This window comes from Methylobacterium sp. Leaf104 (genome assembly GCF_001422885.1).
Lineage (GTDB): Bacteria > Pseudomonadota > Alphaproteobacteria > Rhizobiales > Beijerinckiaceae > Methylobacterium.
This window is the reverse complement of record NZ_LMMZ01000039.1, coordinates 86,557-111,600: the sequence shown is the minus strand read 5'-3', so window position 1 is coordinate 111,600 and position 25,044 is coordinate 86,557. Positions and strand designations below refer to the sequence as shown.

The 25,044-nt window shown below is 71.7% G+C and carries 23 protein-coding genes; 19 read left to right on the top strand and 4 right to left on the bottom strand.

Annotated features, from left to right (window positions below; all coding sequences use genetic code 11):
• Window positions 1-34 precede the first annotated feature (34 nt).
• The 6 genes from ASF49_RS20220 (at window position 35) to ASF49_RS20190 (ending at window position 7,173) form a co-directional block, all read left to right on the top strand.
• Window positions 35-1,540 (top strand): ABC transporter substrate-binding protein, encoded by a 1,506-nt coding sequence (locus ASF49_RS20220; RefSeq protein WP_056477390.1) that lies wholly within the window; start codon window positions 35-37, stop codon window positions 1,538-1,540.
• A 16-nt stretch (window positions 1,541-1,556) separates the two neighbouring features.
• Window positions 1,557-2,501 (top strand): ABC transporter permease, encoded by a 945-nt coding sequence (locus tag ASF49_RS20215; protein WP_055957014.1) that lies wholly within the window; start codon window positions 1,557-1,559, stop codon window positions 2,499-2,501.
• A gap of 208 nt (window positions 2,502-2,709) precedes the next feature.
• Window positions 2,710-3,618 carry an ABC transporter permease gene (locus ASF49_RS20205; RefSeq protein ID WP_056477386.1) on the top strand — a complete coding sequence of 303 codons (909 nt, stop codon included), beginning with the start codon at window positions 2,710-2,712 and terminating at the stop codon, window positions 3,616-3,618.
• A 2-nt stretch (window positions 3,619-3,620) separates the two neighbouring features.
• Window positions 3,621-4,649 (top strand): ABC transporter ATP-binding protein, encoded by a 1,029-nt coding sequence (locus tag ASF49_RS20200; protein WP_200930092.1) that lies wholly within the window; start codon window positions 3,621-3,623, stop codon window positions 4,647-4,649.
• Complete coding sequence (locus ASF49_RS20195) at window positions 4,646-5,575, top strand: ABC transporter ATP-binding protein (protein WP_056477384.1); 930 nt, start codon at window positions 4,646-4,648, stop codon at window positions 5,573-5,575. Before ASF49_RS20200 ends, ASF49_RS20195 begins: the two co-directional genes overlap by 4 nt.
• 20 nt (window positions 5,576-5,595) lie before the next feature.
• Window positions 5,596-7,173, top strand: coding sequence for a gamma-glutamyltransferase family protein (locus ASF49_RS20190; RefSeq protein WP_056477382.1), 1,578 nt, complete (start codon window positions 5,596-5,598; stop codon window positions 7,171-7,173).
• Between the two features lie 16 nt (window positions 7,174-7,189).
• Here ASF49_RS20190 and ASF49_RS20185 read toward each other — a convergent pair whose 3' ends face one another.
• Window positions 7,190-8,128, bottom strand: coding sequence for a pirin family protein (locus ASF49_RS20185; protein WP_056477380.1), 939 nt, complete (start codon window positions 8,126-8,128; stop codon window positions 7,190-7,192).
• 244 nt (window positions 8,129-8,372) lie between these two features.
• On the opposite strand from ASF49_RS20185, the gene ASF49_RS20180 reads away from it, so the two are divergent.
• Window positions 8,373-9,599, top strand: coding sequence for an adenylate/guanylate cyclase domain-containing protein (locus ASF49_RS20180; protein WP_056477378.1), 1,227 nt, complete (start codon window positions 8,373-8,375; stop codon window positions 9,597-9,599).
• Window positions 9,600-9,681: 82 nt separating this feature from the next.
• Here ASF49_RS20180 and ASF49_RS20175 read toward each other — a convergent pair whose 3' ends face one another.
• The gene (locus tag ASF49_RS20175; RefSeq protein ID WP_056477376.1) at window positions 9,682-9,882 is read right to left on the bottom strand and encodes a hypothetical protein; all 201 of its coding nucleotides are present in this window, start codon (window positions 9,880-9,882) and stop codon (window positions 9,682-9,684) included.
• Window positions 9,883-10,085: 203 nt separating this feature from the next.
• Here ASF49_RS20175 and ASF49_RS20170 point away from each other — a divergent pair, with 203 nt between their 5' ends.
• From ASF49_RS20170 to ASF49_RS20130, 9 genes are all read left to right on the top strand, one after another.
• Window positions 10,086-10,565, top strand: coding sequence for a DUF2721 domain-containing protein (locus tag ASF49_RS20170; protein WP_056477533.1), 480 nt, complete (start codon window positions 10,086-10,088; stop codon window positions 10,563-10,565).
• Window positions 10,566-10,685: 120 nt separating this feature from the next.
• Window positions 10,686-11,993 carry an NAD(P)/FAD-dependent oxidoreductase gene (locus ASF49_RS20165; RefSeq protein ID WP_056477373.1) on the top strand — a complete coding sequence of 436 codons (1,308 nt, stop codon included), beginning with the start codon at window positions 10,686-10,688 and terminating at the stop codon, window positions 11,991-11,993.
• A 66-nt stretch (window positions 11,994-12,059) separates the two neighbouring features.
• Window positions 12,060-13,571: a glucosamine inositolphosphorylceramide transferase family protein gene (locus ASF49_RS20160; protein WP_056477370.1), complete on the top strand. Its 1,512-nt coding sequence runs from the start codon at window positions 12,060-12,062 to the stop codon at window positions 13,569-13,571.
• Window positions 13,572-13,738: 167 nt separating this feature from the next.
• Entirely contained in the window at window positions 13,739-15,064 is a 1,326-nt protein-coding gene (locus ASF49_RS20155; RefSeq protein ID WP_056477367.1) for an MFS transporter, read from the top strand.
• 5 nt (window positions 15,065-15,069) lie between these two features.
• Window positions 15,070-16,185, top strand: a complete 1,116-nt coding sequence (locus ASF49_RS20150; protein WP_056477364.1) for a metallophosphoesterase family protein — start codon at window positions 15,070-15,072, stop codon at window positions 16,183-16,185.
• 54 nt (window positions 16,186-16,239) lie between these two features.
• Window positions 16,240-17,508: an arsenic transporter gene (locus ASF49_RS20145; RefSeq protein ID WP_056477361.1), complete on the top strand. Its 1,269-nt coding sequence runs from the start codon at window positions 16,240-16,242 to the stop codon at window positions 17,506-17,508.
• A gap of 43 nt (window positions 17,509-17,551) precedes the next feature.
• Window positions 17,552-18,481: a DMT family transporter gene (locus tag ASF49_RS20140; protein ID WP_056477358.1), complete on the top strand. Its 930-nt coding sequence runs from the start codon at window positions 17,552-17,554 to the stop codon at window positions 18,479-18,481.
• 304 nt (window positions 18,482-18,785) lie between these two features.
• Window positions 18,786-19,010 (top strand): hypothetical protein, encoded by a 225-nt coding sequence (locus ASF49_RS20135; protein ID WP_055956977.1) that lies wholly within the window; start codon window positions 18,786-18,788, stop codon window positions 19,008-19,010.
• A 23-nt stretch (window positions 19,011-19,033) separates the two neighbouring features.
• Entirely contained in the window at window positions 19,034-19,291 is a 258-nt protein-coding gene (locus ASF49_RS20130; RefSeq protein WP_056477355.1) for a BrnA antitoxin family protein, read from the top strand.
• A gap of 52 nt (window positions 19,292-19,343) precedes the next feature.
• On the opposite strand, the gene ASF49_RS20125 is transcribed toward ASF49_RS20130, so the two are convergent.
• Entirely contained in the window at window positions 19,344-19,826 is a 483-nt protein-coding gene (locus ASF49_RS20125; protein ID WP_056477352.1) for a YaiI/YqxD family protein, read from the bottom strand.
• Window positions 19,823-20,890, bottom strand: a complete 1,068-nt coding sequence (locus tag ASF49_RS20120) for an adenylate/guanylate cyclase domain-containing protein (protein WP_056477349.1) — start codon at window positions 20,888-20,890, stop codon at window positions 19,823-19,825. Before ASF49_RS20120 ends, ASF49_RS20125 begins: the two co-directional genes overlap by 4 nt.
• 273 nt (window positions 20,891-21,163) lie before the next feature.
• Here ASF49_RS20120 and ASF49_RS20115 point away from each other — a divergent pair, with 273 nt between their 5' ends.
• From ASF49_RS20115 to ASF49_RS20105, 3 genes are all read left to right on the top strand, one after another.
• On the top strand, window positions 21,164-22,003 hold the full coding sequence (locus ASF49_RS20115; RefSeq protein ID WP_056477346.1) for an aldo/keto reductase: 840 nt from the start codon (window positions 21,164-21,166) through the stop codon (window positions 22,001-22,003).
• 84 nt (window positions 22,004-22,087) lie between these two features.
• A complete protein-coding gene (locus ASF49_RS20110; RefSeq protein ID WP_082511441.1) occupies window positions 22,088-23,395 on the top strand; it encodes an OprO/OprP family phosphate-selective porin in 1,308 nt (435 codons plus the stop codon).
• 118 nt (window positions 23,396-23,513) lie between these two features.
• Window positions 23,514-25,031, top strand: a complete 1,518-nt coding sequence (locus tag ASF49_RS20105) for an FAD-dependent oxidoreductase (RefSeq protein ID WP_056477343.1) — start codon at window positions 23,514-23,516, stop codon at window positions 25,029-25,031.
• Window positions 25,032-25,044 lie beyond the last annotated feature (13 nt).

Genomic DNA, 25,044 nt, shown 5'->3' with positions numbered 1-25,044 from the left:
GATCCCGAACGGTCCCTGACCCGAAGGACATTGGATGCTGCGCCTGTTCGCTGCCTGCCTCGCCGTGGGCGCTGTCTCGTTGTCACCGGCCCTCGATCACGCTGCCCAGGCTCAGACCCTGCGCTTCGGCCTGATGGAGGACCCGGACGCCCTCGACCCGACGCTCGCCCGCACCTTCACCAGCCGCATGGTCTTCGCCGCCCTCTGCGACAAGCTCGTGGATATCGGCCCCGACCTGAAGCCGGTGCCCCAGCTCGCCACCAGCTGGAGCCTGTCGGAGGATCAGAAGACGCTCACCATGACCCTGCGGCCGGGCGTGCTCTTCCACGACGGCGAGAAGCTCGACGCCGCGGCGGCGAAGTACAGCATCGAGCGCCACCTGAAGCTGCCCGGCTCGCAGCGGCGCGGCGAGATCGCGCCGATCGACCGGGTCGAGGTCGTCGACGACCTGACCTTCAGGATCTTCCTGAAGACCCCGTTCGCGCCGCTGATGGCGCAGTTCACCGATCGGGCCGGGATGATGGTCTCGCCCAAGGCCGCCGAGCGCCTGGGCGACAAGTTCTCCACCGCCCCCGTCTGCGCCGGGCCGTTCAAGTTCGTCGAGCGCGTGCCGCAGGACCGGATCGTGGTCGAGCGCTTCGACGAGTACTGGAACAAGGACCAGATCCACCTCAAGCGCATCGAGTTCCGGCCGATCCCCGATGGCACCGTGCGGTTGACCAACCTGCGGGCCGGCCAGCTCGAACTCCTGGAGCGCCTGACCCCCACGGACCTGCCGCAGGTGACCCGCGACCCGAAGCTCAAGGTCGGGTCGACCATCGAGCTCGGCTTCCAGTCCATCGTCTTCAACCCGAACAGGGCGGGCTCCGCCGTGGCCGATCCGCGCGTGCGCGCGGCCTTCGACCTCGCCATCGACCGCAACGCCCTGAACCAAGTGGTGTTCAGCGGCGAGTTCCTGCCCGGCAACCAGTGGGTCTCGCCCAAGCACCCGGCCTACGTGAAGGACTATCCCCTTCCCAAGCGGGACGTCGCCAAGGCCAAGGCCCTGCTGGCGGAGGCCGGCATCCCGAAGCCGTCCGTCACCCTCACGGTCTACGCCAACAACGAGGCGCCGCAGGTGGGGCAGGTGATCCAGGCGATGACCCGCGAGGCGGGCTTCGACGTGAAGCTCCAGGCCACCGACTTCACCACCGCGCTCGACGCCGCCGACAAGGGCAACTTCGACGCCTACCTCTACTCCTGGAGCGGCCGGCCCGACCCGGACGGCAACACCTTCAGCTTCCTGGCCTGCAAGACGCCCCTGAACTACGCCCGCTACTGCAACCCGGAGGCGGACGCGGCGCTCGCCGCCGAGCGCGCCACGGTGGACCCGGCCCAGCGCGCCGAGGCCTGGAAGCGGCTCGCCGACCGGGTCATGGCCGACAAGCCGCTGATCTACCTGTTCCACCGCAAGCTGTTCTGGGCCTACAGCGCCAAGCTCGCCGGATTCACGCCCTATCCCGACGGCCTCGTGCGCTTCAACGGCCTCACGCTGAACTGAGGGGGGAGCCCGGCCGATGCTGCGCTTCCTCGTCCAGCGCCTGGCACTCGCGATCCCCACCCTGGTGATCGCCTCGATGATCATCTTCACCCTGCAGCAATTGCTGCCGGGGGACACGGCGACCGCCCTGTCGGGCGAGGAGCGCGACCCCGAAGTCATCGCCTTCATCCGGCAGAAGTACCATCTCGATCAGCCGCTTCCCGTGCGCTACGCCCTCTGGGCCGGCGGCGTGCTCCAGGGAGATCTCGGCGAATCGATCCGTCTGCAGAAGCCGGTCATCGACCTCGTGATCGAGAAGCTGCCGGTCACCCTGGAGCTCGCCTGCCTCGCCATGCTGGTGGCCCTGGTCATCGGCGTGCCGATGGGCATCCTCTCGGCGGTCAAGCGCGGCACCGCCGCCGACACCCTGGCCAACGGGATCGCCCTCTGGGGTCTGTCGGTGCCGAACTTCTGGCTCGGCATCCTGATGATCCTGCTGTTCTCGGTCCAGCTCGGCTGGCTGCCGGCCTCCGGCTACGTCTCGCCCTTCGAGAGCCTGTCCGAGAACCTGCGCTCCATGGCGATGCCGGCCTTCGTGCTGGGCAACGCCATCGCGGCGGTGATGATGCGCCACACCCGCGCGGCGATGCTGGGCGTGCTCGGCTCGGACTACGTCCGCACCGCCCGGGCCAAGGGCGTCTCCCCCCTACGCCTGATCCTGCGCCACGCCCTGCCCAATGCCGCGATCCCGATCATCACCCTGGGCGCCCTCGAATTCGGGCAGCTCCTCTCCGGCGCCGTGCTCACCGAGCAGGTCTTCTCGGTGCCGGGCTTCGGCAAGCTGATGGTCGATGCCGTGTTCAACCGCGACTACGCCACCGTGCAGGGCGTCGTGATCTGCACCGCCACCACCTACGTCCTCCTCAACCTCGCGGCCGACCTCCTCGCGGCCTTCGTCAACCCGAAGCTGAGGCGCGCGTGAGCATGGAAACCGCGCAGGAGCACCGCATCGCGAGGATATCGAGCGCGCCTCTCCTCCCCCTTGCGGGGAGGAGTTGGGAGTGGGGGCGGCTCCGCTGGCCTCAGACGATCGAGGGGCGCCCGACCGCCCCCACCCTCGGTCCCTCCCCGCAAGGGGGAGGGGAGGGCGCCGCTTTCGGGGACGATACGATCAACGGGAGCGGCGCCCGATGACCAAGGCCGTCATCGCCCCCGCCGGCGTCGCCCTGCCGGCCGCGGAGCCCGGCCCCCGCGCCGAGCCCGGCCCGATCCGCGAATTCTGGACGCGCCTCAGCGGGCGGCGCACCGCCATGGTCGGCCTCGTCATCGTGGTGGCGCTGATCCTGATGGCGGTCTTCGCCGACTGGATCGCGCCCTACGATCCCATCGCCACCGACTGGGGCGCCATCCGCACCGCGCCGAGCTGGGCGCACCCGTTCGGCACCGACGAGGTCGGACACGACGTGCTCTCGCGCATCATCTTCGGGGCGCGGGCCTCCCTGGGGGCCGGCCTGACCTCGGTGGCCCTCGCGGTGGCCCTCGGCCTCCCGTTCGGGCTGCTCGCCGGCTATGCCGGCGGCGTGGTCGATCTGCTCATCATGCGCCTGACCGACGCGCTGCTGGCGATCCCGTTCCTGATCCTCGCGATCGCGCTCGCCGCCTTCCTCGGCCCGAGCCTGACCAACGCCATGGTGGCGATCGGCCTCTCGGCGACCTCGACCTTCGTGCGCCTGACCCGGGCGCAGGTGCAGGCGGTGGCGGCGGAGGAGTTCGTGGAGGCCGCGCGCGCGGTCGGCAACCCGCCCTGGCGCATCGCCATCCGCCACATCGTGCCCAACATCGTGCCGGCGATCCTGGTCCAGGCGACCCTGACCATCGCCGCGGCGATCATCGCCGAGGCCAGCCTGTCCTTCCTCGGCCTCGGTCAGCAGCCGCCGGAGCCGTCCTGGGGCTCGATGCTCAACGTCGCCAAGAACTTCCTCGAGCAGGCGCCCTGGATGGCGATCTGGCCCGGCGCCTCGATCTTTCTCGCGGTGCTGGCCTTCAACCTCCTCGGCGACGGCCTGCGCGACGCCCTCGACCCCCGGCAGAGGACCTGACGATGGGCCAGGACGGGGAAACCTTGCTCGACGTCCGCGATCTGGCCGTCGCCTTCGACAGCGAGGGCGGCGCGGTGCACGCGGTCAACGGCGTGTCCTACACGCTGGCCGAGGGCGAGACCCTCGGCATCGTCGGCGAATCCGGCTCCGGCAAGAGCGTCCACGTGCTGGCGATGCTGGGCCTGATCCCGCGACCGCCCGGCCGCATCACCGGCGGACAGGTCCTGTTCGAGGGCCGCGACCTCTTGCGCCTGCCGGAGCGCGATCTGCGCAAGGTGCGCGGCGGCCAGATCGGCTTCGTGTTCCAGGACCCGATGAGCTCGCTCAACCCCGGCATGACGGTGGCCGCGCAGATCGTCGAGCCCCTGCGCATCCATCTCGGCCTCGACGGTCGCGCGGCCCGCGCCCGCGCGAAGGACCTCCTCGACCTCGTGCGCATCCCCAATGCCGGCGCGCGCCTCGACCAGTACCCGCACGAGTTCTCCGGCGGCCAGCGCCAGCGGGTGATGATCGCCATCGGCCTGTCCTGCCGCCCGAAGCTCCTCATCGCCGACGAGGCGACGACGGCCCTCGACGTCACCGTGCAGGCCGAGATCATCGCCCTGGTGCAGGAACTGAAGCGCGAGATCGGCATGGCGATCGTCTGGATCACCCACGACCTCGGGGTGGTGGCCGGCATCGCCGACACCGTGCAGGTGATGTATGCCGGCCGCATCCTCGAGCGCGGCCCCGTGGACGACATCTTCCGCGATCCACGGAGCGCGTACACGCTCGGCCTGCTGCGCTCGCTGCCCGATCTCAGCCGGGGCCGGGCCGGGCGCCGGCGCCTGCACCAGATCGAGGGGGCGCCGCCCGACATGCGCCATCCGCCGCCGGGCGACCCCTTCGCCGCGCGCAACGCCTACGCGACGCCGCGCTGCCTCACCGAGGCGCCGCCCCTGGTCCAGGCGCCCGGCGCCGCGCCGGGCCATCTCGTCGCCGCCTGGTACGACCTGCCGGCGCGGCTCGCCGCCGAGGAGGGTGCGCGATGAGGCCGGAGCCCGCCGACCGCTATCCGCTGCTCTCGGTGCGGAATCTGAGCAAGCACTACCCGCTGCGCAGCTGGTGGGGCGGCAAGGGCTCGGTGTTCCGGGCGGTCGAGGATGTCAGCTTCGACATCCGGCCCGGCGAGACCCTGGGGCTGGTGGGCGAGTCCGGCTCGGGCAAGTCCACCATCGGCCGCGCCGTGACCATGCTGAATCCGCCGAGCACCGGCACCGTCGCCTTCGAGGGCACCGACCTCGCCAAGCTCTCCGCCGGGGAGATGCGCCGGATGCGCGCCCGAATCCAGATGGTGTTCCAGGACCCCTACGCCGCCCTCAACCCGCGCATGAGCATCGGCGACTACGTGGCCGAGCCGTTCCGGCTGCACCGGCCCGAGATGGCACGGGCGGAGCGCCGCGACGAGGTCGAGGGCCTGCTGGCCCGGGTCGGGCTCGATCCGCGCTTCGCCCGGCGCTACCCGCACCAGTTCTCCGGGGGCCAGCGCCAGCGCATCTGCATCGCCCGCGCCATCGCCCTGAAGCCGAGCTTCATCGTCGCCGACGAGCCCATCGCCGCCCTCGACGTCTCGATCCAGGCGCAGGTCGTGAACCTGCTGCAGGATCTGCAGGACGAGCTCGGCATCTCGTACCTGTTCATCTCCCACGACCTGCGCATGGTGCGCTACCTGTGCCAGCGCGTCGCCGTGCTCTGGCACGGCCGCGTGGTCGAGCTCGCCGAGGCGGATGCCCTCTACGAGGACCCGCGCCACCCCTACACCCGGCGGCTCCTCGGCGCCGTGCCGGTGCCGAACCCGGTGGAGGAGCGCGCCCGCCTGCGCGCCGCCTCCCTCCTGCCCCCCGCCGACCCGGATGCCACCGGCGGCCTGGTCGAGGTCGCCCCCGGCCACTGGGTCGCCGACACCCGCTACTCCTGACGCGCCAAGGACCCGACGCCGTGAGAGACTTCTCCCAACCGGGCCGCTCGCCCGTCTATGCCGCCAACGCCGCGGTCGCGACCTCCCATCCCCTCGCCAGCCTGGCGGCCATCGAGATCCTGAAGGCCGGCGGCAACGCCGTCGACGCCGCCATCGCGGCGGTGGCGGTGCAGGGCGTGGTCGAGCCGGCCATGACCGGCATCGGCGGCGACTGCTTCGCCCTCTACGCGCCGAAGGGTGCCTCCGTCCCGATCACGCTGAACGGCTCCGGCCGCAGCCCCGCGGCCGCGCACGATGCCTGGTACGTGGAGAACGATGTGGCCATCGAGGCCACCTCGCCGCATGCCGTCACGGTGCCGGGCGCGGTGGCGGCCTGGGCGCGGCTGCTCGCCGATCACGGCACCCGCAGCCTCGGCGAGCTGCTCCGGCCCGCGATCCGCTACGCGGAGGAGGGCTATGCGGTGCAGCCGCGGGTCGCCTACGACTGGGCCCGCAACCGGGACAAGCTGCGGGCCGATCCGGGCTCGGCCGCCGCCTATCTCGTCGACGGCGAGGCGCCGAGGGTCGGCACGACCATGCGCCATCCGAAGCTCGCCGCCACCCTGCGGCGCATCGCCGAGCACGGCGCTCCCGGCTTCTATGAGGGGCCGGTGGCCGAGGACATGGTCGCGCGCCTGCGCGCACTCGGCGGCCTCCACACCCTGGAGGATTTCGCCGGCGCCGCGCCCGAATACGTGACGCCGATCTCCACCCGCTATCGCGGCTACGACGTCTACGAGTGTCCCCCGAGCGGCCAGGGTCTCGCCGCCCTGATGATGCTCAACGTGCTCGCGCGATACGACGTCGGCGCGCTGACGGAGCTCGACCGGGTCCACCTCTTCGCCGAGGCCTGCAAGCAGGCCTACCACCATCGCGACGCGCTCTTCGCCGATCCGGTGGTGCACGCGGTTCCGGTCGAGCACCTGCTCTCCCAGGCCTGGCAGGCCCGAGCGCACGGCGCCATCGACATGACCCGCGCGCAGGAGCCCGTGCTGTGGCCGGAGATCCGGCACACCGACACGGTCTATCTCTGCGTGGTCGACCGCGACGGCAACGCGATCTCGCTGATCAACTCGATCTTCCAGGGCTTCGGCAGCGGCATCACCGCGCCCGAGAGCGGCGTGCTGCTGCACAATCGCGGCTTCTCGTTCCGGGTCGAGCCCGGCCACCCCAACACCATCGCGCCGTCGAAGCGCCCGATGCACACCATCATCCCCGGGATGCTGATGCGCGACGGCGCGGTGGTGGCACCCTTCGGCGTGATGGGCGGGCACTACCAGGCCATGGGCCACGTCGAGCTCCTGACCGGCATCATCGACCGGGGCCTCGACGTGCAGGAGGCGCTGGATGCGCCGCGCAGCTTCGCCTACGGGGGCGGTATCGAACTCGAAGGCGGCTTCGGTCCGGGCCTCGCCGAGGCGCTCGCCGCCCGCGGCCACGTCACGGTGCCGGCCCCGGTCCCGATCGGTGGCGGCCAGATCATCTGGATCGACCCGGCGACGGGGATGCGCGCCGCCGGATCCGATCCGCGCAAGGACGGCTGTGCCCTCGGCTACTGAGGCGTGGGATGCCGGCTCAGGGGTAGCGCACCGGGGCCGGCTGCTCGGGCAGGGGAATGAACTCGGATTCGCCCGGTACGGTGTCGAAGCGGGCCTGGCGCCAATCCTCCTTGGCCTGCTCGATCCGCTCGGGCCGCGAGGAGACGAAGTTCCACCAGAGATGGCGCGGGCCGTCCATCGGCTCGCCGCCCAGCACCATGAAGCGGGAAGCCTCGCTCGCCCGCACGCTGATCCGGTCGCCCGGCCGGAAGACGAGAAGTTGGCCCGGGCCGAACCCGTCCCCGGCGATCTCGATGGCGCCCGAGACCGTGTAGATCGCGCGCTCGTCGTAGGTCGGGTCGAGGGGCAGGACCGCGCCGGCCTCGAGCATCACGTCGGCATAGACCATCGGGCTCGATGTCCGCACGGGGGATTTCGCGCCGAAGGCCTCGCCAGCGATCAGCCGGACGGTCTTGCCCTCGCCGCTGAGGATCGGCAGCGCCCCGGCTTCGTAATGCTCGAAGGCCGGTGCGGTCTCCTCGTCCCTGCCGCTCAGCGCCACCCAGCTCTGAAGGCCGAACAGGGTCGAGCCGGTCCTGCGCAGGTCCGCGCCCGTGCGCTCGGAATGGGTGATGCCGCGCCCGGCCGTCATCCAGTTCAGTTCGCCCGGCCGGATCGGCAGCTCGGTGCCGAGGCTGTCCCGGTGCATGATCTCGCCCTCGAACAGGTAGGTCACCGTCGAGAGGCCGATATGCGGGTGCGGGCGCACGTCCATGCCCTGGCCGAGCAGGAACTCCGACGGCCCCATCTGGTCGAAGAAGATGAACGGGCCGACCATCCGGCACTCGGTCGAGGGCAGGGCGCGCCGGACGGCGAAGGAGCCGAGGTCCCGCGAGCGCGGCACGACCAGGGTCTTGATCGCGTCGCAGGTGAAGTGGTCGCCCGGAATCGGTTCGTCCGCACCGTGCCAGCTCATCCGAAATCCTCCTGCGAGATTCCATCCGGACGGATCGGCCCGTCCGTGCCGGTCAGCCTTAGCACGCGGACGCGGTCACGGCGTCCCGGGGCCGAGTGTCCTGGCGCCGAGTGTCCTGGCGCCGGATTCTCCGAGACCGGCATCCCTGGCGCGCAGGCGCCGGCGGGCCCATGATCGCGACACCGGCGGCCGGTTTCGCCGGGGCTTTCCCGGCCGGGGCGGTGACGGGCAACGAGGCGCGGACATGAACAGTCCCCTGCATCAGGACGAGAGCCGCCGCTTCGCGCGGGCGCAATTGCGCGGGCAGATGCTGGACTGGCTCCTCGCCGGGACCCGGGGCGAGCGCTTCCTCGACGACATCTTCGTGGCCTTCTGCGCTCGCCTGCGCGAGGCGGGCGTGCCGGTGGCGCGGGGCACGATCCACCTGCGGACGCACCATCCGCTCTGGCTCGGCACCCGCATCCTCTGGCGCAGGGGGGCGGAGACGGCGGAGCTGCAAAACTTCGAGTACGGCATCGTCGACACCGACCAGTTCAAGCTGAGCCCGGCCGCCGAGATCCTGAACGGGGCGGACCAGGTCCGCAAGCGCCTGGAGGAGCCGGAGCAGCCCGAGACCGACTACGGCATCTACCGGGACCTGCGGGCGGAGGGACTGACCGACTACGTCGCCTGGCCGCTGCACTACACGCTGGGCAAGCGCCACATCGTCAGCTTCTCGGCCGACGGACCCGGCGGGTTCGAGCCCGACGACCTCGACCTGCTGGCCTCGCTCCTGCCGGCCCTGTCGGTGGTGACGGAGGTGCGGCACAAGAACCGCCTCACCCGCCTGCTCCTCGACACCTATGTCGGCCCGCATGCCAGCGAGATGATCCTGAATGGTGCCACCCGGCGCGGCAGCGGCGTCACCGTGGAGGCGGCCATCATGGTCATCGACCTGCGCGGATTCACCGAGATCTCCGAGCTGTGGCCGCGCGACGACGTGATCTCCCTGCTGAACGACTACTTCGACGCGATCTCGCTGCCGATCGAGCGCCATGGCGGGGAGATCCTGAAGTTCATGGGCGACGGCCTTCTGGCGATCTTCCATCTCGACACGCCGGCGGCCTGCACCGCCGCGCAATCGGCCGCCGGGGAGGCGCGCGCCGCCATGCGGGCGCTGAACGCGGCGCGGTCGGCGCGCGGGCAGCCGCGCCTCGGCTACGGCATCGGCGTCAATGTCGGCGCGGTGATGTACGGCAATATCGGGTCGCGCTCGCGCCTCGACTTCACGATCATCGGCCCCGCCGTGAACGTGGCGGCCCGCCTGGAAGGCCTGACCAAGGTCCTCGACGTCAGCGTGCTGTTCTCGGGCGCCTTCGCGGCCCGGTCCGGCGACGGGCATCGCCTCGTGCCCCTGGGGACCTTTCCCCTGCGGGGCGTCGGCGATCCCCTGGAGGTGCTCGCCCTGCCGGACGACGAGGGCGAAGCGTGAATCGCTGCGCCGTCCGCGAAACGACGAAGGCCAGCCTCGCGGCCGGCCTCCTGGATGGTCGAAGCGGGTTCGAGGCCGCGACTTACTCGGCGGCGCTCATCTCGGGCGAGAAGTGGCCGCACCAGTCGGCGGAGCCAACGACCGGCCACAGGCCGTGATCGGACGGACCCGGCTGGCTGATCGGCGGGTTGAACCGGCACAGGCCCTCGTCGGCCGACGCGGCGGCGCCGTTGACCTTGTGCTCGTCGAAGAACTTGCAGCTCTCGCACTTCGCGTTCGCCATGTCCGTGATCTCCATCCTGCGCGGCACCCGTGCCGCCCGTAGTTACAAATTAGAACAGATCCAATGTAGCAGTCAACTGCGTTTTCGGCGGTGGGTTCCCATCCGCTCGGGAAAAGGGATGCGAGTGCCGATCGTGAGCCGACCGGGCGCCGATATGGGGCGACCGTATTCCGGCCGGCCGCACTTTGGCCTATCAGCCGCCCATGTCCGCTACGCCCGTCGCCCCCGACGACATCGCCCACGTCATCCAGATCGCCCTCGCGCCCGCCTTCCTGCTGACGGCGCTGGCGACCCTGCTCAACGTCTTCTCGACACGCCTCGGCCGCGTCGCCGACAAGGTCGATGCGGCGGCGGCGGGCCTGCGGACCGCCGATGCGCACGAGGCCGTCCGCCTGTCCCGGCAATTGTCCTACCTGCGGCGGCGCTCCTTCGTGCTCGACGGGGCCGTGGTGCTGGCCTGCACCGGTGCGGTGATGACCGGCATCGCCGTGCTGACCCTGTTCGTGGGGGCCTTGCGCGATGCCGCTACCGCCTCGATCCTGTTCGCCTGCTTCGGCATCGCGTTGGTCTGCACCGTGGTCGCGGTCGTCGCCTTCCTGGTGGAGATCCTGATGGCCGGCCGCGGCATCCGGGACGAGGTCGACCGTCAGCAGGAGCACGCGGAGGACCGCGGCGCCCGCTGACGCGGCGCCCCGGCTGGCCGGGCGGCGAACGGGAGGCCGGCGCGCGCAGCGATGGCCTCGATCAACCGGCCGCACCCTGCTACGCGCCTTCCCGTCGGTGAGGAATGCGGTGGAGGTCCGATGAGCGGCGAGACGGACAAGGCGGATGTGATCGTCATCGGCGGCGGAATGGTCGGACTCGCCTCGGCGATCGCCCTGCGCGACCGCGGCCTCGACGTCCTGCTCTGCGATCCGGGCGAGGCGCGCGCCCGCACCTCCTTCGGCAATGCCGGCGTGATCAGCCGGGGCTCGATCTTCCCGATGTCGAGCCCGGCTCTCTGGGCCAAGCTGCCGACCTACCTGCGCAACGCGGATCGCGGCCTGCGCCTGCGCCACGCCCACGTGGCCCGCGTCCTGCCCTGGACGGCGCATTTCCTGGCCTCCGCCCGGACCTCCGCCTGGGAGCGGTCCGCCGCGTCCCTGCTGCCGCTGACCAGTGCGGCGCTGCCCGAGCATCTCGCGCTCTCGGAGCGGGCGGGCGCCGGGCACCTGCTGCGCCGCTGCGGCTGGATCAAGCTCTACCGGACCCATGCCGCCTTCGCCGGCGCGGCCCTGGAGCGCGCGATCCTCGCCCGACACGGCGTGACCTTCGAGATCCTCGACCCGGACGACATCCGCGAGGCCGAGCCGGCGCTGGTCCGGCCCTACGCCCAGGGCATGCTCCTGCCGGAGACCGGGGCGGTGAGCGATCCCGGCGGCCTTCTCGAGGCCTATGAACAGCTCTATCGCGGGCTCGGCGGCCGAACCCTCCGGATGGTGACCACCGCCCTGGAGCCCGACGGCGAGGGCTGGCGCGTCCGGCACGAGGGCGGGGCCGTTCAGGCCCGCCAGGTCGTGCTGGCGGCCGGCGCCGCGTCGGGGGACATCGCGCGGGGCCTCGGCTACCGCTTCGCCTTCGCGGCCGAGCGCGGCTACCATGCCCATTACGCCCTGCACCCGGACAGCCCGCCGCTGGTCCGGCCGGTGCTCGACACGGGCGCCGGCTCGATCATCGCGCCGATGGGGGAGGGGCGGGTCCGCGTCCTGTCCGGGGTCGAGCTCAACGCCCGCGCGGCGCCCCCCGACTACGTCCAGATCGAGGCGGCGACCCGGGAGGCGGCCGGCACCCTGCGCCTCGGCGCGAACCTCGACAACCGGCCCTGGATGGGCGCGCGTCCCTCAACCCCGGACGGCCTGCCGGTGATCGGCCCGGCGCCCCGGCACCGCGGGCTGATCTTCGCCTTCGGGCACGGCCATATCGGGCTGTCCACGGGGCCGATCACCGGGCGCCTGGTCGCCGATCTCGCCACCGGCGCGACGCCGGCCATCCCGGTCGCCCCCTTCGCGCCCGAGCGCCTCCTCGGCTGGCCGCGATGGAACCCGCCGCGCGCTCGCTCCGGCGCGGATTGACGCCTCCCCCCGGAGGCGCCATGCCGGTGGACCGCGCCACCCCCTCGCCCGAGGACAACGGTCCCCATGCGCCTGAGCGTTCGCCTCGACGGGGGCATGTGCCGTCGTTGGCACCTCCGGCTGATCGAACGCCTCCTGCGCCGCCCCGGGCTGTCGGTGTCCCTCGACCTGTCGCCGGGACCGGGGGCGTTGCCGCCCAACGCCGCCCTGCTGTTCCGGCTCGAGGCGATGCTGCGACGGCTGCCGCGCACCGGACCGGCCCTGCGGGTCGAACGCGCGGATCTCGAGGCGCGCGCATCCCCATTCGCCGGCCGGCCCGACCGCGTGCTCGACCTCTGCGGCGACGCCGCGGGGCCGCCCGGTGTCCCGGTCTGGCGCCTCGCCTTCGACGGGGCCTGCGGCGAGGCGGCCCTGCTCGCCTCGCTGCTGGCCGGGCGCACGCCCGTGGTCAGCCTGAGCGAGGACGGACGGATCGTGGCCTCCGGGCGGGTCGGGACCGAGGCGCGCGGGATCATGCTCACGGCCTTCGAGGATGCCCTGGTCCGGACGACCAGCCTGATCCTGGCCGCCCTCGGCGGGGCGGGGCCACGGCTCGCGCCCGACGGACCGGCCGTCCCCGGCCCGGCACCAACGGGCCTCACGGCCACCGCTCTCGCCGCCCGTGCCCTGCGCACCTGCACCCGGATGGCCGGCCGGCGGCTCTATGCGCTCTGCACCTGGGCGCCTCACTGGCGGGTCGGGTGGCGCCGGCTCGCCGGTCCCGACCTCATCGACCTCCAGGCCCATCCGGAGACCGGCTGGCATACCCTGCCCGACGACGGGCGCCGCTTCTACGCCGATCCCTTCCCGATCGCGGATGTCGCCGGGACGGTGCTGTTCGTGGAGGATTACAGCCACGTCCTGCAGAAGGGCGTGATCTCGGCGGTGCGCTTCGGGGCCGACGGCCCCCTCGGCGCGCCGGTGCCGGTGCTGGAGGCCGCCCACCACCTGTCCTATCCGTTCGTCTTCGCCGAGGACGGCGCCCACTGGATGGTGCCGGAGAGCGGCGCCACCAGGACTCTCGACCTCTACCGCGCCACCGCCTTTCCCGGCAGCTGGGTGAAGGAGGCGACCCTGATCGCGGGCCTCAACCTCAGCGACCCGACCCTGCTCCGGCACGGCGGCCGCTGGTGGCTGTTCGCGACGGTCCGGGACGACGGCGAGCACGACGGCCCCTTCGCGGCCTGGGGCTCCTATTCCGACAGCCTGCATCTCTGGTCCGCACCGAATTTCCGCGGACCCTGGACCCCGCATCCGAGGAACCCCGTGCTGGTCGACATCGCGGCCGCCCGGTCCGGCGGCCGCATCGTCGCGCGCGACGGCGCCCTGTTCCGGCCGGTGCAGGATTGCCGGGACGGCTATGGCGGGGCCTTGGGCCTCGCGCGGATCCGGCGCCTCGACGAGACGGGCTATGTCCAGAGCGTGGAGATGATCCTGCGATCCGGGCCGCGCTTTCCGGGCACGGGCCTGCACACGCTCAACCGGGCATCGGATTTTGAATTCATCGACGGTGCCGGACGCGTCCGCCGGCGATTCTAAAATTCGACGTATCGCAGCGACTTACGTCATCACGTAGATTTTAATCCCGCCCGAGGAACAATCAGTTTCGCCCACGCTTGTGCCACCGCTGCCGGGGGACGGGGCGTCCGGTCCCCCGCGAGCCCGATCTCACATCGTCCTGCTCGAACGTCCGGAAGGGCCCCCTCATGGCCGAGCCGCTCTCTCCCCGCACCACCACGATGCGAAATCCCTCGACGCGCGCCCTGCGCGGCCTTGATGCCCTGAACTTCTTCCTCGCGGACGTCCGCGACGGCCTTGGTCCCTACCTGGCGATCTACCTGATCGCCGTGCGCGGCCCGGATCAGGGCTGGAACGAGGCCACGACCGGCCTGATCATGACCATCGCGGGCATCGCCGGCCTCATCGCCCAGACGCCGGCCGGGGCGCTGATCGACCGGACCAATTCCAAGCGCGCCATCGTGATCGCCGCGGCGGTGGCGGTGACGGTGAGCTGCCTCGTCCTGCCCTTCATCTCGAACTTCTACGCGGTGGCCGCCACGCAGTCGGTGGCCGGCATCGCGGGGGCGATCTTCCCGCCGGCGCTGGCGGCCATCACCCTCGGTGTCGTCGGCCCGAAGATGTTCGCCAAGCGCATCGGCCGCAACGAGGGCTTCAACCATGCCGGCAACGCCGCCTCGGCGGCGATTGCGGGCGGCACCGCCTACTTCTTCGGACCGATCGTGGTGTTCTGGCTGATGGCGCTGCTGGCCGTCTGCAGCGTCGGCGCCATGCTGATGGTGCCGGCCGATTCCATCGACGACGACGTCGCCCGCGGTCTCGACCAGACCGAGGCACAGAGCCGGACCGAGGGACAGGAGGAGCCTTCGGGCCTGACCGCGCTCCTGAAGAACAAGTACCTGCTGCTCTTCGCCGTCCTGGCGGCCCTGTTCCACCTGTCGAACGCCGCCATGCTGACCTCGGTGGGGCAGCTGCTGACGAAGCTCTCCGGCAAGGACAACGCCACCTCGCTGATCGCGATCTGCATCGTGGCCGCGCAGCTGGTGATGGTGCCGGTGGCGGTGTTCGTCGGCGCCAAGGCCGACGTGATCGGGCGCAAGCCGATCTTCCTCGCCGCCTTCGGCGTGCTCGCGGTCCGCGGCGTGCTCTACACCCTGTCCGACAACCCGTTCTACCTCGTGGGCGTCCAGCTCCTCGATGGGATCGGCGCCGGCATCTACGGCGCGCTCTTCCCGGTGATCGTCGCCGACCTGACCCGGGGCACCGGCCGCTTCAACGTCTCGCAGGGCGCGGTCGCCACGGCCCAGAGCCTGGGCGCGGCGCTGAGCGCGACGCTCGCGGGCGTGATCATCGTCTCGGCGGGATATTCCACCGCCTTCCTGTCGCTGGCGGCGATCGCGGGCCTGGGCTTCGCCCTCTACCTCTTCGCGATGCCGGAGACGCGGGGCTTCGAGCCCGGCCGCTCGGGCGCCGATGACGGCGGCCTGACGCCGGTCCCCGTGGCGGCGGCCTGACCGGCATGAGCGCCAGCGACGACATCCTCGCCTTCGCCCATATCGGCGACCTGCACCTCACCACCGCGGGCGCCGACAATGCCCGCGACGTCCACGCCATCGTGGACCAGATCAACGCCGTGGACGGGCTCGATTTCGTCTACGTGCCCGGCGACAACGCCGATAACGGCACGGCCGAGCAATACGGCCTGGTGCGCGCGGAGCTCGAACGCCTGCGCCGGCCGGTCCATGTCATCACCGGCGACCACGACATGGAGGGCGGCAGCCTCGAGGCGTTCTACGAGGGCCTCGGCGCGCCGCGCCTGCCCTACGCGGTCACGGTGTCCGGCACCCGCTGCCTGTTCCTCGACATGTGCGGGCCGGGCTCCGGCGGGCCCGACTTCCGCCTCGGCGCCGAGCAGGTCGCGTGGCTCCGGCGCGAGGTCGATGCGGCCGAGGCGCAGGGGCAGGACTGCGCCCTGTTCATGCACAGCTACCCCGCCGACCTGAAGGGGGACGGCGAGGCCGCGACGGTCGCCGAGCTCGTGCACGGCTCGCGCATCCGCCTCGTCGAGATGGGGCACACCCACTACAACGAACTCGCCAATGACGGCCGGACCATCTACGCGGCCACCCGCTCGACGGGTCAGATCGAGGAAGGGCCGGTCGGCTACACCATCGCGGCGATCGACCGGGGCGTGGTGAGCTGGCGCTTCAAGGAGCTGGCGCAGAGCTGGCCCTTCGTGGTGATCACCGCGCCGGCCGACCGGCGCCTCGCCCATGCCGAGGATCATATCGTCTCGGGCAGCACCGAGATCCGCGCCCTGGTGCTCGGCGCAGGAAGGATCGCGGTCTGTGAATTCAGCATCGACGGCGGTCCCTGGCGTCCGATGCGGCGCGCCGAGGGCGAGCGCCGCTTCCGCGCCACCGTCGATTGGCCGGCCGGCGCCGGGCGCCTCACGGTCCGGGCGCAGGACGCCGAGGGCGGGGTCGGCGAGGATCGGATCGAGCCGGCCGGCGATGCCGGCGCGCTGGTCACCTCCAGGGGGTTGGGCAGCGACGCCGATTCCGTCGGCGCGTGGGCCGACCGGGGCATCCTCGGTACTCAGCTCGGCCCGAACCGCAATGGGCGCCACTGGTGAGGCGTCAAGCTCGCCACGCCTGACCTTCCTTCCCGATCAAGGACTTCGAGCCCCATGGGTGCGCTGACGCTGACCCCGAACCTCGTCACATGGGTGATCGCCGCCGTCGCCACCCTGGGGGTGATCACCCGTCCCTTCTCCTGGCCGGAGGCGATCTGGGCCGTGCTCGGCGCCGCCGCCCTCGTGGTGTTCGGCCTGTTGCCGGCCGGGACCGCCTGGGAGGGCGTCCTCAAGGGAACGGACGTCTACCTCTTTCTCGTCGGCATGATGCTGATGTCCGAGGTGGCGCGGAAGGAAGGCCTGTTCGACTGGCTCGCCGGCATCGCGGTGCGGGCGGCCAAGGGCTCGGCCACCCGCCTGTTCACCCTGATCTACGGGGTGGGCACGGTGGTGACGGTGTTCCTGTCCAACGATGCCTGCGCGGTGGTGCTCACCCCGGCCGTCTACGCCGCCACCAAGGCCGCCAGGGTCGAGAACCCGCTGCCCTATCTCCTGATCTGCGCCTTCATCGCCAACGCGGCGAGCTTCGTGCTGCCGATCTCCAACCCGGCCAACCTCGTGGTCTTCGCCGAGCACATGCCGCCGCTGACCCAGTGGCTGGCCATGTTCGGGCTGCCCTCCGCGCTGGCCATCGTCGCCACCTACGCGACCTTGCGCCTGACCCAGAACGCCGTGCTGCGCGACCAGCAGGTCGCCACCGACGTCGAGGCGTCTCGCCTGTCGCGGACCGGGCTGGTCGCCGGCCTCGGCATCGTGGCCACCGGCGGCGTGCTTATCGGCGCCTCCGCGTTGGGACTCGACCTCGGCCTGCCGACCTTCGTGGCCGGCGGACTCACCACGGCCGCCGTCCTGCTGATGAAGCGGGGCGGCCTCGTCGAGGTCGCCAAGGACGTCTCCTGGAGCGTGCTGCCGCTGGTGGCCGGCCTGTTCGTGCTGGTCGAGGCGCTGGAGAAGACCGGCGTCCTGCGGATGATCGCCGACGCCCTCAAGCGGGCCGCGTCCGCCTCGCCCGTCGAGACCGCCTGGGGCGCCGGCAGCCTGATCGCGGTGCTCTGCAACCTCGTCAACAACCTGCCGGCCGGCCTCATCGCGGGCGCTGCCGTGCAGACCGCCCACGTGCCCGACAAGGTGGCCGGCGCCGTGCTCATCGGCGTCGATATCGGCCCGAACCTGTCGGTGACGGGCTCGCTCGCCACCATCCTGTGGCTGACCGCGATCCGGCGCGAGGGCCAGGACGTCGGCTTCTGGCGCTTCCTCAAGCTGGGCCTCCTCGTCATGCCGCCGGCCCTCCTGCTGGCGCTCGCCGGCCTTCTCCTCGTCTGATCCGTCGCGTCTTCAGCCCGAAGTCCCTAGCCCCAGGTCCCCCGTGAACGCCGCACTGCTCTATCCCTTCATCCTCGTCGCGGGCGTCCTGCAGGCGCTGGGCAATTCGATGAACGCGCAGCTGCGCGGCCGGCTCGTGAACCCCTGGCTCGCCGCCTCGGTCTCGTTCCTGCCGATCGTCTTCGTGTTCGCCACGCTGTTCCTCGTCATGCCGACGCCGCTCCCCACCCTGGAGACCCTCGGCAAGATGCCCTGGTACGCGCCCCTCGGGGGCGTCGCCGGCGCGGTGGCGGTGTTCGGCGGGCTCGCCTTCATCGACAAGGTCGGCGCGGGGCCCTTCAACGGACTGACGCTCACGGCCAACATCCTGGCCTCGCTCGCCATGGATTCCTTCGGTCTGTTCGGCCTGCAGGGCGGCGGCTTCAAGTTCATGCCCTGGCTCGGCGGGCTGCTGATGGCCGTCGGCGTGTTCTTCATCGCCCGCACCACCGCCGACACGGGCGGAGACAAGCAGGGCGGGCACGGCCTCAACCCGAAGCTGCTCTACCCCTTCATCGTGGTGGCGGGCATCCTCCAGGCCGTCGGCGTCGTCTGGAACTCCCAGCTGCGCGGCGCCCTGGTGAACCCCTGGCTCGCCGCCACCGTCTCCTTCCTGCCCGTCGTGTTCGTGTTCGTGCTGGTGTTCCTCGTACGCCCGACGCCGCTGCCCACGCGCCAGGACGTCTCCGGCGTGCGCTGGTGGATGCCGCTCGCCGGCATCACCGGAGCGGTGGCGGTGTTCGGGGGCCTGCTCTTCGTCGACAAGGTGGGGGCGGGCGCCTTCAACGGGCTCCTCATCACCGCCAACCTCCTGACCTCGGTGGCCCTCGATCATTTCGGGTGGGTCGGCATGAGGCAGGTCAAGGCCGGCCCCGCCCGCCTCGGCGGTGCCGCCCTGATGGTCGCCGGCATCGTCCTGATCTCGGTGTTTTGAGCGTCACCTACGTATTCGAAAACGCGAAGCTTGAGGACAAGCGGTTGCAGCCGCCGGGAAACGTTGGCCTTTTCGGCGCCCGGCGTGCTAAACCTCCGACGATCCCGCCCGGAGCCGATCCGCGTCAAGGGTGTGTGGACAGCCTCTCGTGCCGCCCGATTGCCGTCTCCCGGTCTAGTCCGGCGCGCGTCACGACCTGATCGGTCACCGGAATCCGGCGCCCGGGCCGCCCCCGCGGCCGCGCCGACGGGCATCTGCGACGCCGCGCCGAGCGCGTGCGGGAGGGTTCAAGGACAGGAATGCAATGAGCGACGAGACCGACGCCCGGACCCGATCCGAGGAGCGTGCCGAGCGGGCCGAGCGGATGGCCAAGGAAGGCGCCCAGGCCATGGCCGAGCATCTCGCCTCGGTGAAGGCCGTGGACGAGCGGACGGTGAAGCTGCGGGCCCTGCGCCTCGCCAAGGAGGCCGCCGACGCCGAGGCGAAGGCCGCCGCCCCACCGCCCGCGCCCAAGCGCAAGCGCTCCTGAGACGGCCCGGCGGAGGAGAAGCCATGGCATTCGATCGCTCCCGTCGACCGAGCGACCCGCGACAGGCCGCCGAGGCGGCCTTCAAGGCCGCCACCACCAAGCCCGTCGAGACCGCCAAGCCGATCTCGGCCGTCCCGGCATCTCCGGCTTCGGCCGTGCCCGGCGCCCGCGAGATGGTGAGTCTGCGCCTCGACCGCGCCGTGCTCGAGCATTTCCAGAAGGACGGTCCCGGCTGGCAGGACCGCATCAACGCGGCGCTCAAGGTCGCCGCCGGCCTCTAGGCGGAGCGCCTCGCCGCGACGCGGGCACCCCGACCGGTTCGGCGACCGAGACCTAGCCGAACCCGCCTCGCTTCAACCGCATGACCGTGCGGTCGAGGGCACCGAGGAAGGCGGAGCGGTCGCGGGCCGAGAAGGGTTTCGGCCCGCCGGTGATCGCGCCGGCCTCGCGCAGGTCCTGCATCAGGTTGCGCGTGGCCAGCGCCATGCCGATGCCGCTCTCGCTGAACGGCTTGCCGGTGGGCGCGAGCACCTCCGCCCCCGCCTTCACGCAGCGGCTGGCGAGGGGCACGTCGGCCGTGACGACGATGGCGCCCGGCCGCGCCCGCTCGGCGATCCAGTCGTCGGCGGCATCGAACCCGTCGCTCACCACCACCCGTTCGATCCAGGGCTCGCGCGGCAGGGCCAGGAAGCTGTTGGCGACCACGTAGACATGGAGACCGTAGCGTCCGGCGACGCGGTAGGTCTCGTCCTTCACCGGGCAGGCATCCGCGTCGATAAAGACGGCGATGGCCCGGGATGCCGCGTCCCCGCTCATTGGGCGGCCACCGATTGCGGCGGGATGCCGGGCTCCACCGCCTCCGCTCCGACCCGCTCCAGGGTCGAGACGCTGAGGGGTTGGCCGCGCCCCCGCAGGGCGTGCGCGCCGAGGGAACGGGCGCGGATGCCCTCGGGCAGGCGCGCGATCCGGGCCAGCAGGTCGTCGGAGACGAGGATCTCGGTGCCGAGGGGCCGGCAGAGGGATTCGATGCGCGCGGTGACGTTCACCGCATCGCCGAAATACGCGATCTTGTGCCGGTCGACGCCGACTTCCGCCGTCACGATAGAGCCGCCGTGCAGGGCGGCGCGCAGGCGCGGCACGGTGCCGAACCGGGCCATCCAGGCCTCGGATTCCGCCTCGAGCCGGTCCATCACGTCGAACACGCAGGCGACGCAGCGCGCGTCCTTGAGGCCGCGGGCCATCGGCCAGGTGATCATCGCCATGTCGCCGATATAGTCGTCGATGGAGCCGGCATTGCGCCGGACCGGCTCGGCGAGAGCCGCGAAGACCGCACCGAGATAGGCCTGGGCCTTGAGGTCGCCGTGGGTCTCGGCGAAGGCGGTCGAGCCGACGACGTCGAGGAACAGGAAGATCCGCTCCTCGCGCACGGGCTGGTGGTAGCGCCCGACCAGGAAGTTCACGAACACCTCGCCGCCGATCAGGTCGCGCATGCGGATGACGAAGACGAGCATCGCCGAGACCGCGAGGCAGTAGGCCAGCACCCGCGGGGTGATCCGCACGGCGTGGCTGAGATCGTCGTTGGTCAGGCCGAGGGCCCAGACCAGCAACCCGCCGAGCGCGATGCCGGCCGCGATCATCAGCACGTAGGCGAACTCGGCCGCCGGCACGTAGAACTTCGCCGGCATCCGGCGCATCCGCGCCTGGAGACCGCCGAGGATCATGCCCCGGTCGAAGGCCAGCGTCGTCCCGCCCACCGCCAGGCCGTAGATCAGGCCGGCGAGGGGCGTCGCGCCCCCGGCGAACAGCACGTTGTAGAGGAGGCCGGCTCCGCCGCAGGCGATGAGGATGAGGAGCCAGAACCAGCGGTGCTGCGGCAGCATCAGCGGCGTCCCCCGTGCGGTGCCCCGGCGGGGGCCGGCGGCGGCGATCCGGCAGGAATGGGGGAGGGTGCAGCGCTGCGCAACGGATGGGCCCCTTCGGGGAAAGGCCCGACGTCGGTGCAGCCCCTTGGCGCACCGAGCTTCGGACCACGTCCCCATCACCGCCCCATGATGGCGCGAGTAAGGCCAAGGTGACGCAGGCCAGCGGATCGGGGACCGGTGTGGCTCCCAAGCGTTGGCTCCTCGGACCATCTGGACAGGAGCGCGGGACGAATGCGGAGCAGGACTTTCGGCGCGGCGGACCGCGCGGTGCCCGTCATCGGGCAGGGGACCTGGCACCTCGACCAGGCGGACCACGCCACGGCCGTCGCGACGCTGCGGGCGGGGCTCGATGCCGGCATGACGCATGTCGACACCGCCGAGATGTACGGCGAGGCCGAGCCCCTGGTGGGCGAGGCCATCGCGGGCCGGCGCGCGGAGGTGTTCCTGGTGTCCAAGGTGGTGCCGGGCAATGCCAGCCGGACGGGCGTGGTCGCGGCCTGCGAGCGCTCGCTCAAGCGCCTCGGCACCGACCATCTCGACGCCTACCTGCTGCACTGGCCGGGCCGGTACCCGCTGGAGGACACCATCGCGGGCTTCTCCACCCTGAAGCGGGCGGGCAAGATCCTGTCCTGGGGCGTGAGCAACTTCGACGTCGCCGATCTCGACGACGCCCTGGCGATCGCCGGCCCGGGCCAGATCGCCTGCAACCAGGTGCTCTACCACCTGCAGGAGCGCGCCATCGAACACGCGGTGCTGCCCTGGTGCCGGCGCAACGGCGTCGCCCTGGTCGGCTACTCGCCCTTCGGCAGCGGCGATTTTCCCGAGGCCGGGAGCGCCGGAGGCCGGGTGCTTTCCCGCCTCGCGGAGGCGCACGGCACGACGGCGCGGGGCATCGCCGCCGCGTTCCTGACACGCGACGAGGGCACCTTCACGATCCCGAAGACGGCGCGGCCGGAGCGGGCGCGGGAGAATGCGGCGGCGGGCGCGATCACCCTGACGCCGGAAGATTGCGCCGCCCTGGAAGCGGCCTTCCCGCGCGGCCCGCGCCCGCGCAGCCTGCCGATGCTGTAGCGGCCCGGGCGAAGTTGTGGCCAATGGCCGGGGACGAGCCAGCGCGGACGGTCCGCGTCGGTCACCGGGTAGGGAGTGCGAGCGATGGCGCGATGGCGGGATCGGGCGATCCTTCGTCCGGCGGTCCTTCGTCGGGCAGTGCTCGGTTCGGCGTTTCTCGGCCTGTGCTGGCCCGCCGGGGCGCCCGTTCTGGCGGAGGAGGCCAGGCCCGACCGGCGCAACCCGGAGCAGCCCGACGGCGAGACGCTGACGATCGACGGGAAGGGCATCACCCTGACTTTCCCCGACGTCGCCAAGCTGCGCATCGGCGGCAAGCTGCAGCTCGATTACGGGGCGGCCGCCATCCGGCAGGCCGGCTTTCCCGAGCCTTTTCCGGACAACTTCGCGGTGCGCCGGGCCTGGATCGAGAGCTACCTCACCCTCGGCAAGAGCCTGGAACTCGCCTTCCAGTATGATTTCGCCGACCCGATGCGGCCGATCAACGATGCCGCCGCGGCCTATACGGGTCTGGAGAACACCCTCCTGACGGTGGGCAACATGAAGGAGCCCTTCAGCCTCGACCAGTTGACCGGCGACAACACCACCCTGTTCACCGAGCGCTCGCTCGCCGACGCCTTCGCGCCCGCCCGCAACCTCGGTGTCGCGCTCGGCCGCCACGGGGAGGACTGGACCGTGGTCGCCAGCGTCTTCGGCGGCAACGCCAACACCGGTATCGGCAGCGAGGGGGTCGCCGCCACCGGGCGCGCCACCTACGCGCCGATCCGCGAGGACGACCGCGTGCTGCATCTCGGCCTCGCCGGGAGCGTCCGCGATCTGCCTCGCGACGGTCAGGGATTGTCGCTGTCGAGCCGGTCCGAGGCCTTCCTGTACCAGCGCAACTTCGTCGATACCGGCGACATCCGCGACGCCGCGCGCGTCGGCCGCATCGGCCTGGAGGCCGCCTATCGCGACGGGCCGTTCCTGGTCCAGGCCGAGTACATCCGCACCGCGGTGGAGCGCACCGGCGGCGCCCGGACCGTCGGCTTCCAGGGCGGCTACATCCAGGCCAGCGTCATCCTCAACGGCAAGGGCCGGGCCTACAAGCTCGCCCCCGATTACGGCGCCACCTACGCGACCTTCTCCGGCGTGCAGGTGGCGGAGGCCGACCGGGTCTCGCGGGGCGGGATCGGCGTGTTCGAACTCGGCACCCGCTTCAGCGCCATCGACCTCGACGATGCCGGCATCCGCGGCGGCATCGAGCGCGACGTCACGGTCGGACTGAACTGGTACCCAGACCGCAACATCCGGGTGGTCGCCGACTATGTCCGCTCCCACACCAGCCCCTCGGCGGTGCAGGGTGGCCGCACCATCGACGCGGACACCTTTATCGGGCGGTTTCAGCTGTATTGGTAGACAGCGGTTCCGGGCGGTTTGGGGCCGCCGGGCCGGGTTGCGGCCGCCCCCCGGTGCGGTGCTACGATGCGCCCGAAAGCCGGGCCGCGCCCGGCGCTCCGGGTCGGCGTGACGATCCATGCAACGCACGGAAGTCCTGATCGTCGGCGCCGGCCCGACGGGCCTGGTCCTCGCCCTGTGGCTGACGCGGCTCGGAATCCGCGTCCGGATCATCGACCGGACGGAAGGGCCCGGCACCACCTCCCGGGCGCTCGGCATCCAGGCGCGCACCCTCGAGCTCTACCGCCTGCTCGACCTCGCCGACGCGGTCGTCGAGGCCGGGCACCCCGTGCACGCCGTCAACATCTGGACCGCCGGCACGAAGCGCGCCCGCGTGGCGTTCGCGGCCGACCCGCGGAATCCCACCCCCTATCCCTTCCTGCTGATCTACCCGCAGGACGCGCACGAGCGCCTCCTCATCGATCGGCTCACGGCGGCGGGGGTCCAGGTCGAGCGACGCACCGAGCTCGTCGGGTTCACGCGGGACAGGACATGCGTCGTCGCCACCCTGCGCGCGCTCGACGGCGCGCAGGAGCAGGTCGCTGCCGCCTACCTGGCCGGGTGCGACGGCGCCCGCTCCACGGTACGCGAGACCCTGGGGATCGGCTTTCCCGGCGGAACTTACGACCGATTCTTCTACGTCGCCGACATCGCCGCGGACGGTCCCACCATCGACGGCGAGATCCATCTCAACCTCGGAGGAGCCGCCGATTTCCTCGCCGTCTTCCCCCTGGCGGAGCGCGGGCGGGCGCGCCTCGTCGGGACCGTGCTCGACGAGCACCCCGGCCGCCGCGAGAGCCTGACCTTCGACGACATCGCGGCCACGGCGCTGGAGGGCCTGCAAATCGCGCCGCGGACGGTGAACTGGTTCTCGACCTACCGGGTGCATCACCGGGTCGCCGACCGCTTCCGGGACGGGCGCGTCTTCCTGCTCGGGGATGCCGGGCATATTCACAGCCCGGCCGGCGGGCAGGGCATGAACACCGGGATCGGCGACGCGATGAACCTCGGCTGGAAGCTCGCCGCCTGCCTGCGGGGACGGGCCGGCGACGCCCTGCTCGACACCTACGAGACCGAACGGATCGGCTTCGCCCGCCGCCTCGTGGCGACGACGGACCGGGTGTTCACCCTGGCGACCTCGGAGAACGCGTCGGCGCAGCTCTGGCGGACATGGCTCGCACCCTGGCTGGCGCCCCGCATCGCCGGCTTTCCGGCCCTCCGGCGCTTCCTGTTCCGCACGATCTCGCAGATCGGGTTGGCCTACCGGCACAGCGCCCTCAGCGCGGGTCGTGCGGGACGGGTCCAGGGAGGAGAGCGGTTGCCCTGGCTGCCGAGTGCGGACGATGTCGCCCCGGAATGGCAGGTGCGGGTTCACGGGACGGCAGCGCCGGACCTCGCGCGCTGGTGCGCGCAGGCGGGCCTGCCCCTGCGCGTCCTCGCCTGGAGCCCCGAGGCCGAGCGGGGAGGCCTGGCCCGGGATGCCCTCTACCTCGTGCGCCCCGACGGCTACGTGGGTCTCGCCGATGCGAAGGCTTCCGTCCCGAGGCTGGCCGCCTTCCGGGCGCAGCACGGCCTGCGCTGGGGAGCGGACGCCTGATCGGAGGAGGCGC

Excerpts from the sequence above, each read along its gene's own strand:
- ASF49_RS20220 (WP_056477390.1), top strand. The coding sequence starts at position 35 with ATGCTGCGCCTGTTCGCTGCCTGCCTCGCCGTGGGCGCTGTCTCGTTG.
- ASF49_RS20215 (WP_055957014.1), top strand. The coding sequence starts at position 1,557 with ATGCTGCGCTTCCTCGTCCAGCGCCTGGCACTCGCGATCCCCACCCTG.
- ASF49_RS20205 (WP_056477386.1), top strand. The coding sequence starts at position 2,710 with ATGACCAAGGCCGTCATCGCCCCCGCCGGCGTCGCCCTGCCGGCCGCG.
- ASF49_RS20200 (WP_200930092.1), top strand. The coding sequence starts at position 3,621 with ATGGGCCAGGACGGGGAAACCTTGCTCGACGTCCGCGATCTGGCCGTC.
- ASF49_RS20195 (WP_056477384.1), top strand. The coding sequence starts at position 4,646 with ATGAGGCCGGAGCCCGCCGACCGCTATCCGCTGCTCTCGGTGCGGAAT.
- ASF49_RS20185 (WP_056477380.1), bottom strand. The coding sequence starts at position 8,128 with ATGAGCTGGCACGGTGCGGACGAACCGATTCCGGGCGACCACTTCACC.
- ASF49_RS20180 (WP_056477378.1), top strand. The coding sequence starts at position 8,373 with ATGAACAGTCCCCTGCATCAGGACGAGAGCCGCCGCTTCGCGCGGGCG.
- ASF49_RS20175 (WP_056477376.1), bottom strand. The coding sequence starts at position 9,882 with ATGGCGAACGCGAAGTGCGAGAGCTGCAAGTTCTTCGACGAGCACAAG.
- ASF49_RS20170 (WP_056477533.1), top strand. The coding sequence starts at position 10,086 with ATGTCCGCTACGCCCGTCGCCCCCGACGACATCGCCCACGTCATCCAG.
- ASF49_RS20165 (WP_056477373.1), top strand. The coding sequence starts at position 10,686 with ATGAGCGGCGAGACGGACAAGGCGGATGTGATCGTCATCGGCGGCGGA.
- ASF49_RS20160 (WP_056477370.1), top strand. The coding sequence starts at position 12,060 with ATGCGCCTGAGCGTTCGCCTCGACGGGGGCATGTGCCGTCGTTGGCAC.
- ASF49_RS20155 (WP_056477367.1), top strand. The coding sequence starts at position 13,739 with ATGGCCGAGCCGCTCTCTCCCCGCACCACCACGATGCGAAATCCCTCG.
- ASF49_RS20150 (WP_056477364.1), top strand. The coding sequence starts at position 15,070 with ATGAGCGCCAGCGACGACATCCTCGCCTTCGCCCATATCGGCGACCTG.
- ASF49_RS20145 (WP_056477361.1), top strand. The coding sequence starts at position 16,240 with ATGGGTGCGCTGACGCTGACCCCGAACCTCGTCACATGGGTGATCGCC.
- ASF49_RS20135 (WP_055956977.1), top strand. The coding sequence starts at position 18,786 with ATGAGCGACGAGACCGACGCCCGGACCCGATCCGAGGAGCGTGCCGAG.
- ASF49_RS20130 (WP_056477355.1), top strand. The coding sequence starts at position 19,034 with ATGGCATTCGATCGCTCCCGTCGACCGAGCGACCCGCGACAGGCCGCC.
- ASF49_RS20125 (WP_056477352.1), bottom strand. The coding sequence starts at position 19,826 with ATGAGCGGGGACGCGGCATCCCGGGCCATCGCCGTCTTTATCGACGCG.
- ASF49_RS20120 (WP_056477349.1), bottom strand. The coding sequence starts at position 20,890 with ATGCTGCCGCAGCACCGCTGGTTCTGGCTCCTCATCCTCATCGCCTGC.
- ASF49_RS20115 (WP_056477346.1), top strand. The coding sequence starts at position 21,164 with ATGCGGAGCAGGACTTTCGGCGCGGCGGACCGCGCGGTGCCCGTCATC.
- ASF49_RS20110 (WP_082511441.1), top strand. The coding sequence starts at position 22,088 with ATGGCGCGATGGCGGGATCGGGCGATCCTTCGTCCGGCGGTCCTTCGT.
- ASF49_RS20105 (WP_056477343.1), top strand. The coding sequence starts at position 23,514 with ATGCAACGCACGGAAGTCCTGATCGTCGGCGCCGGCCCGACGGGCCTG.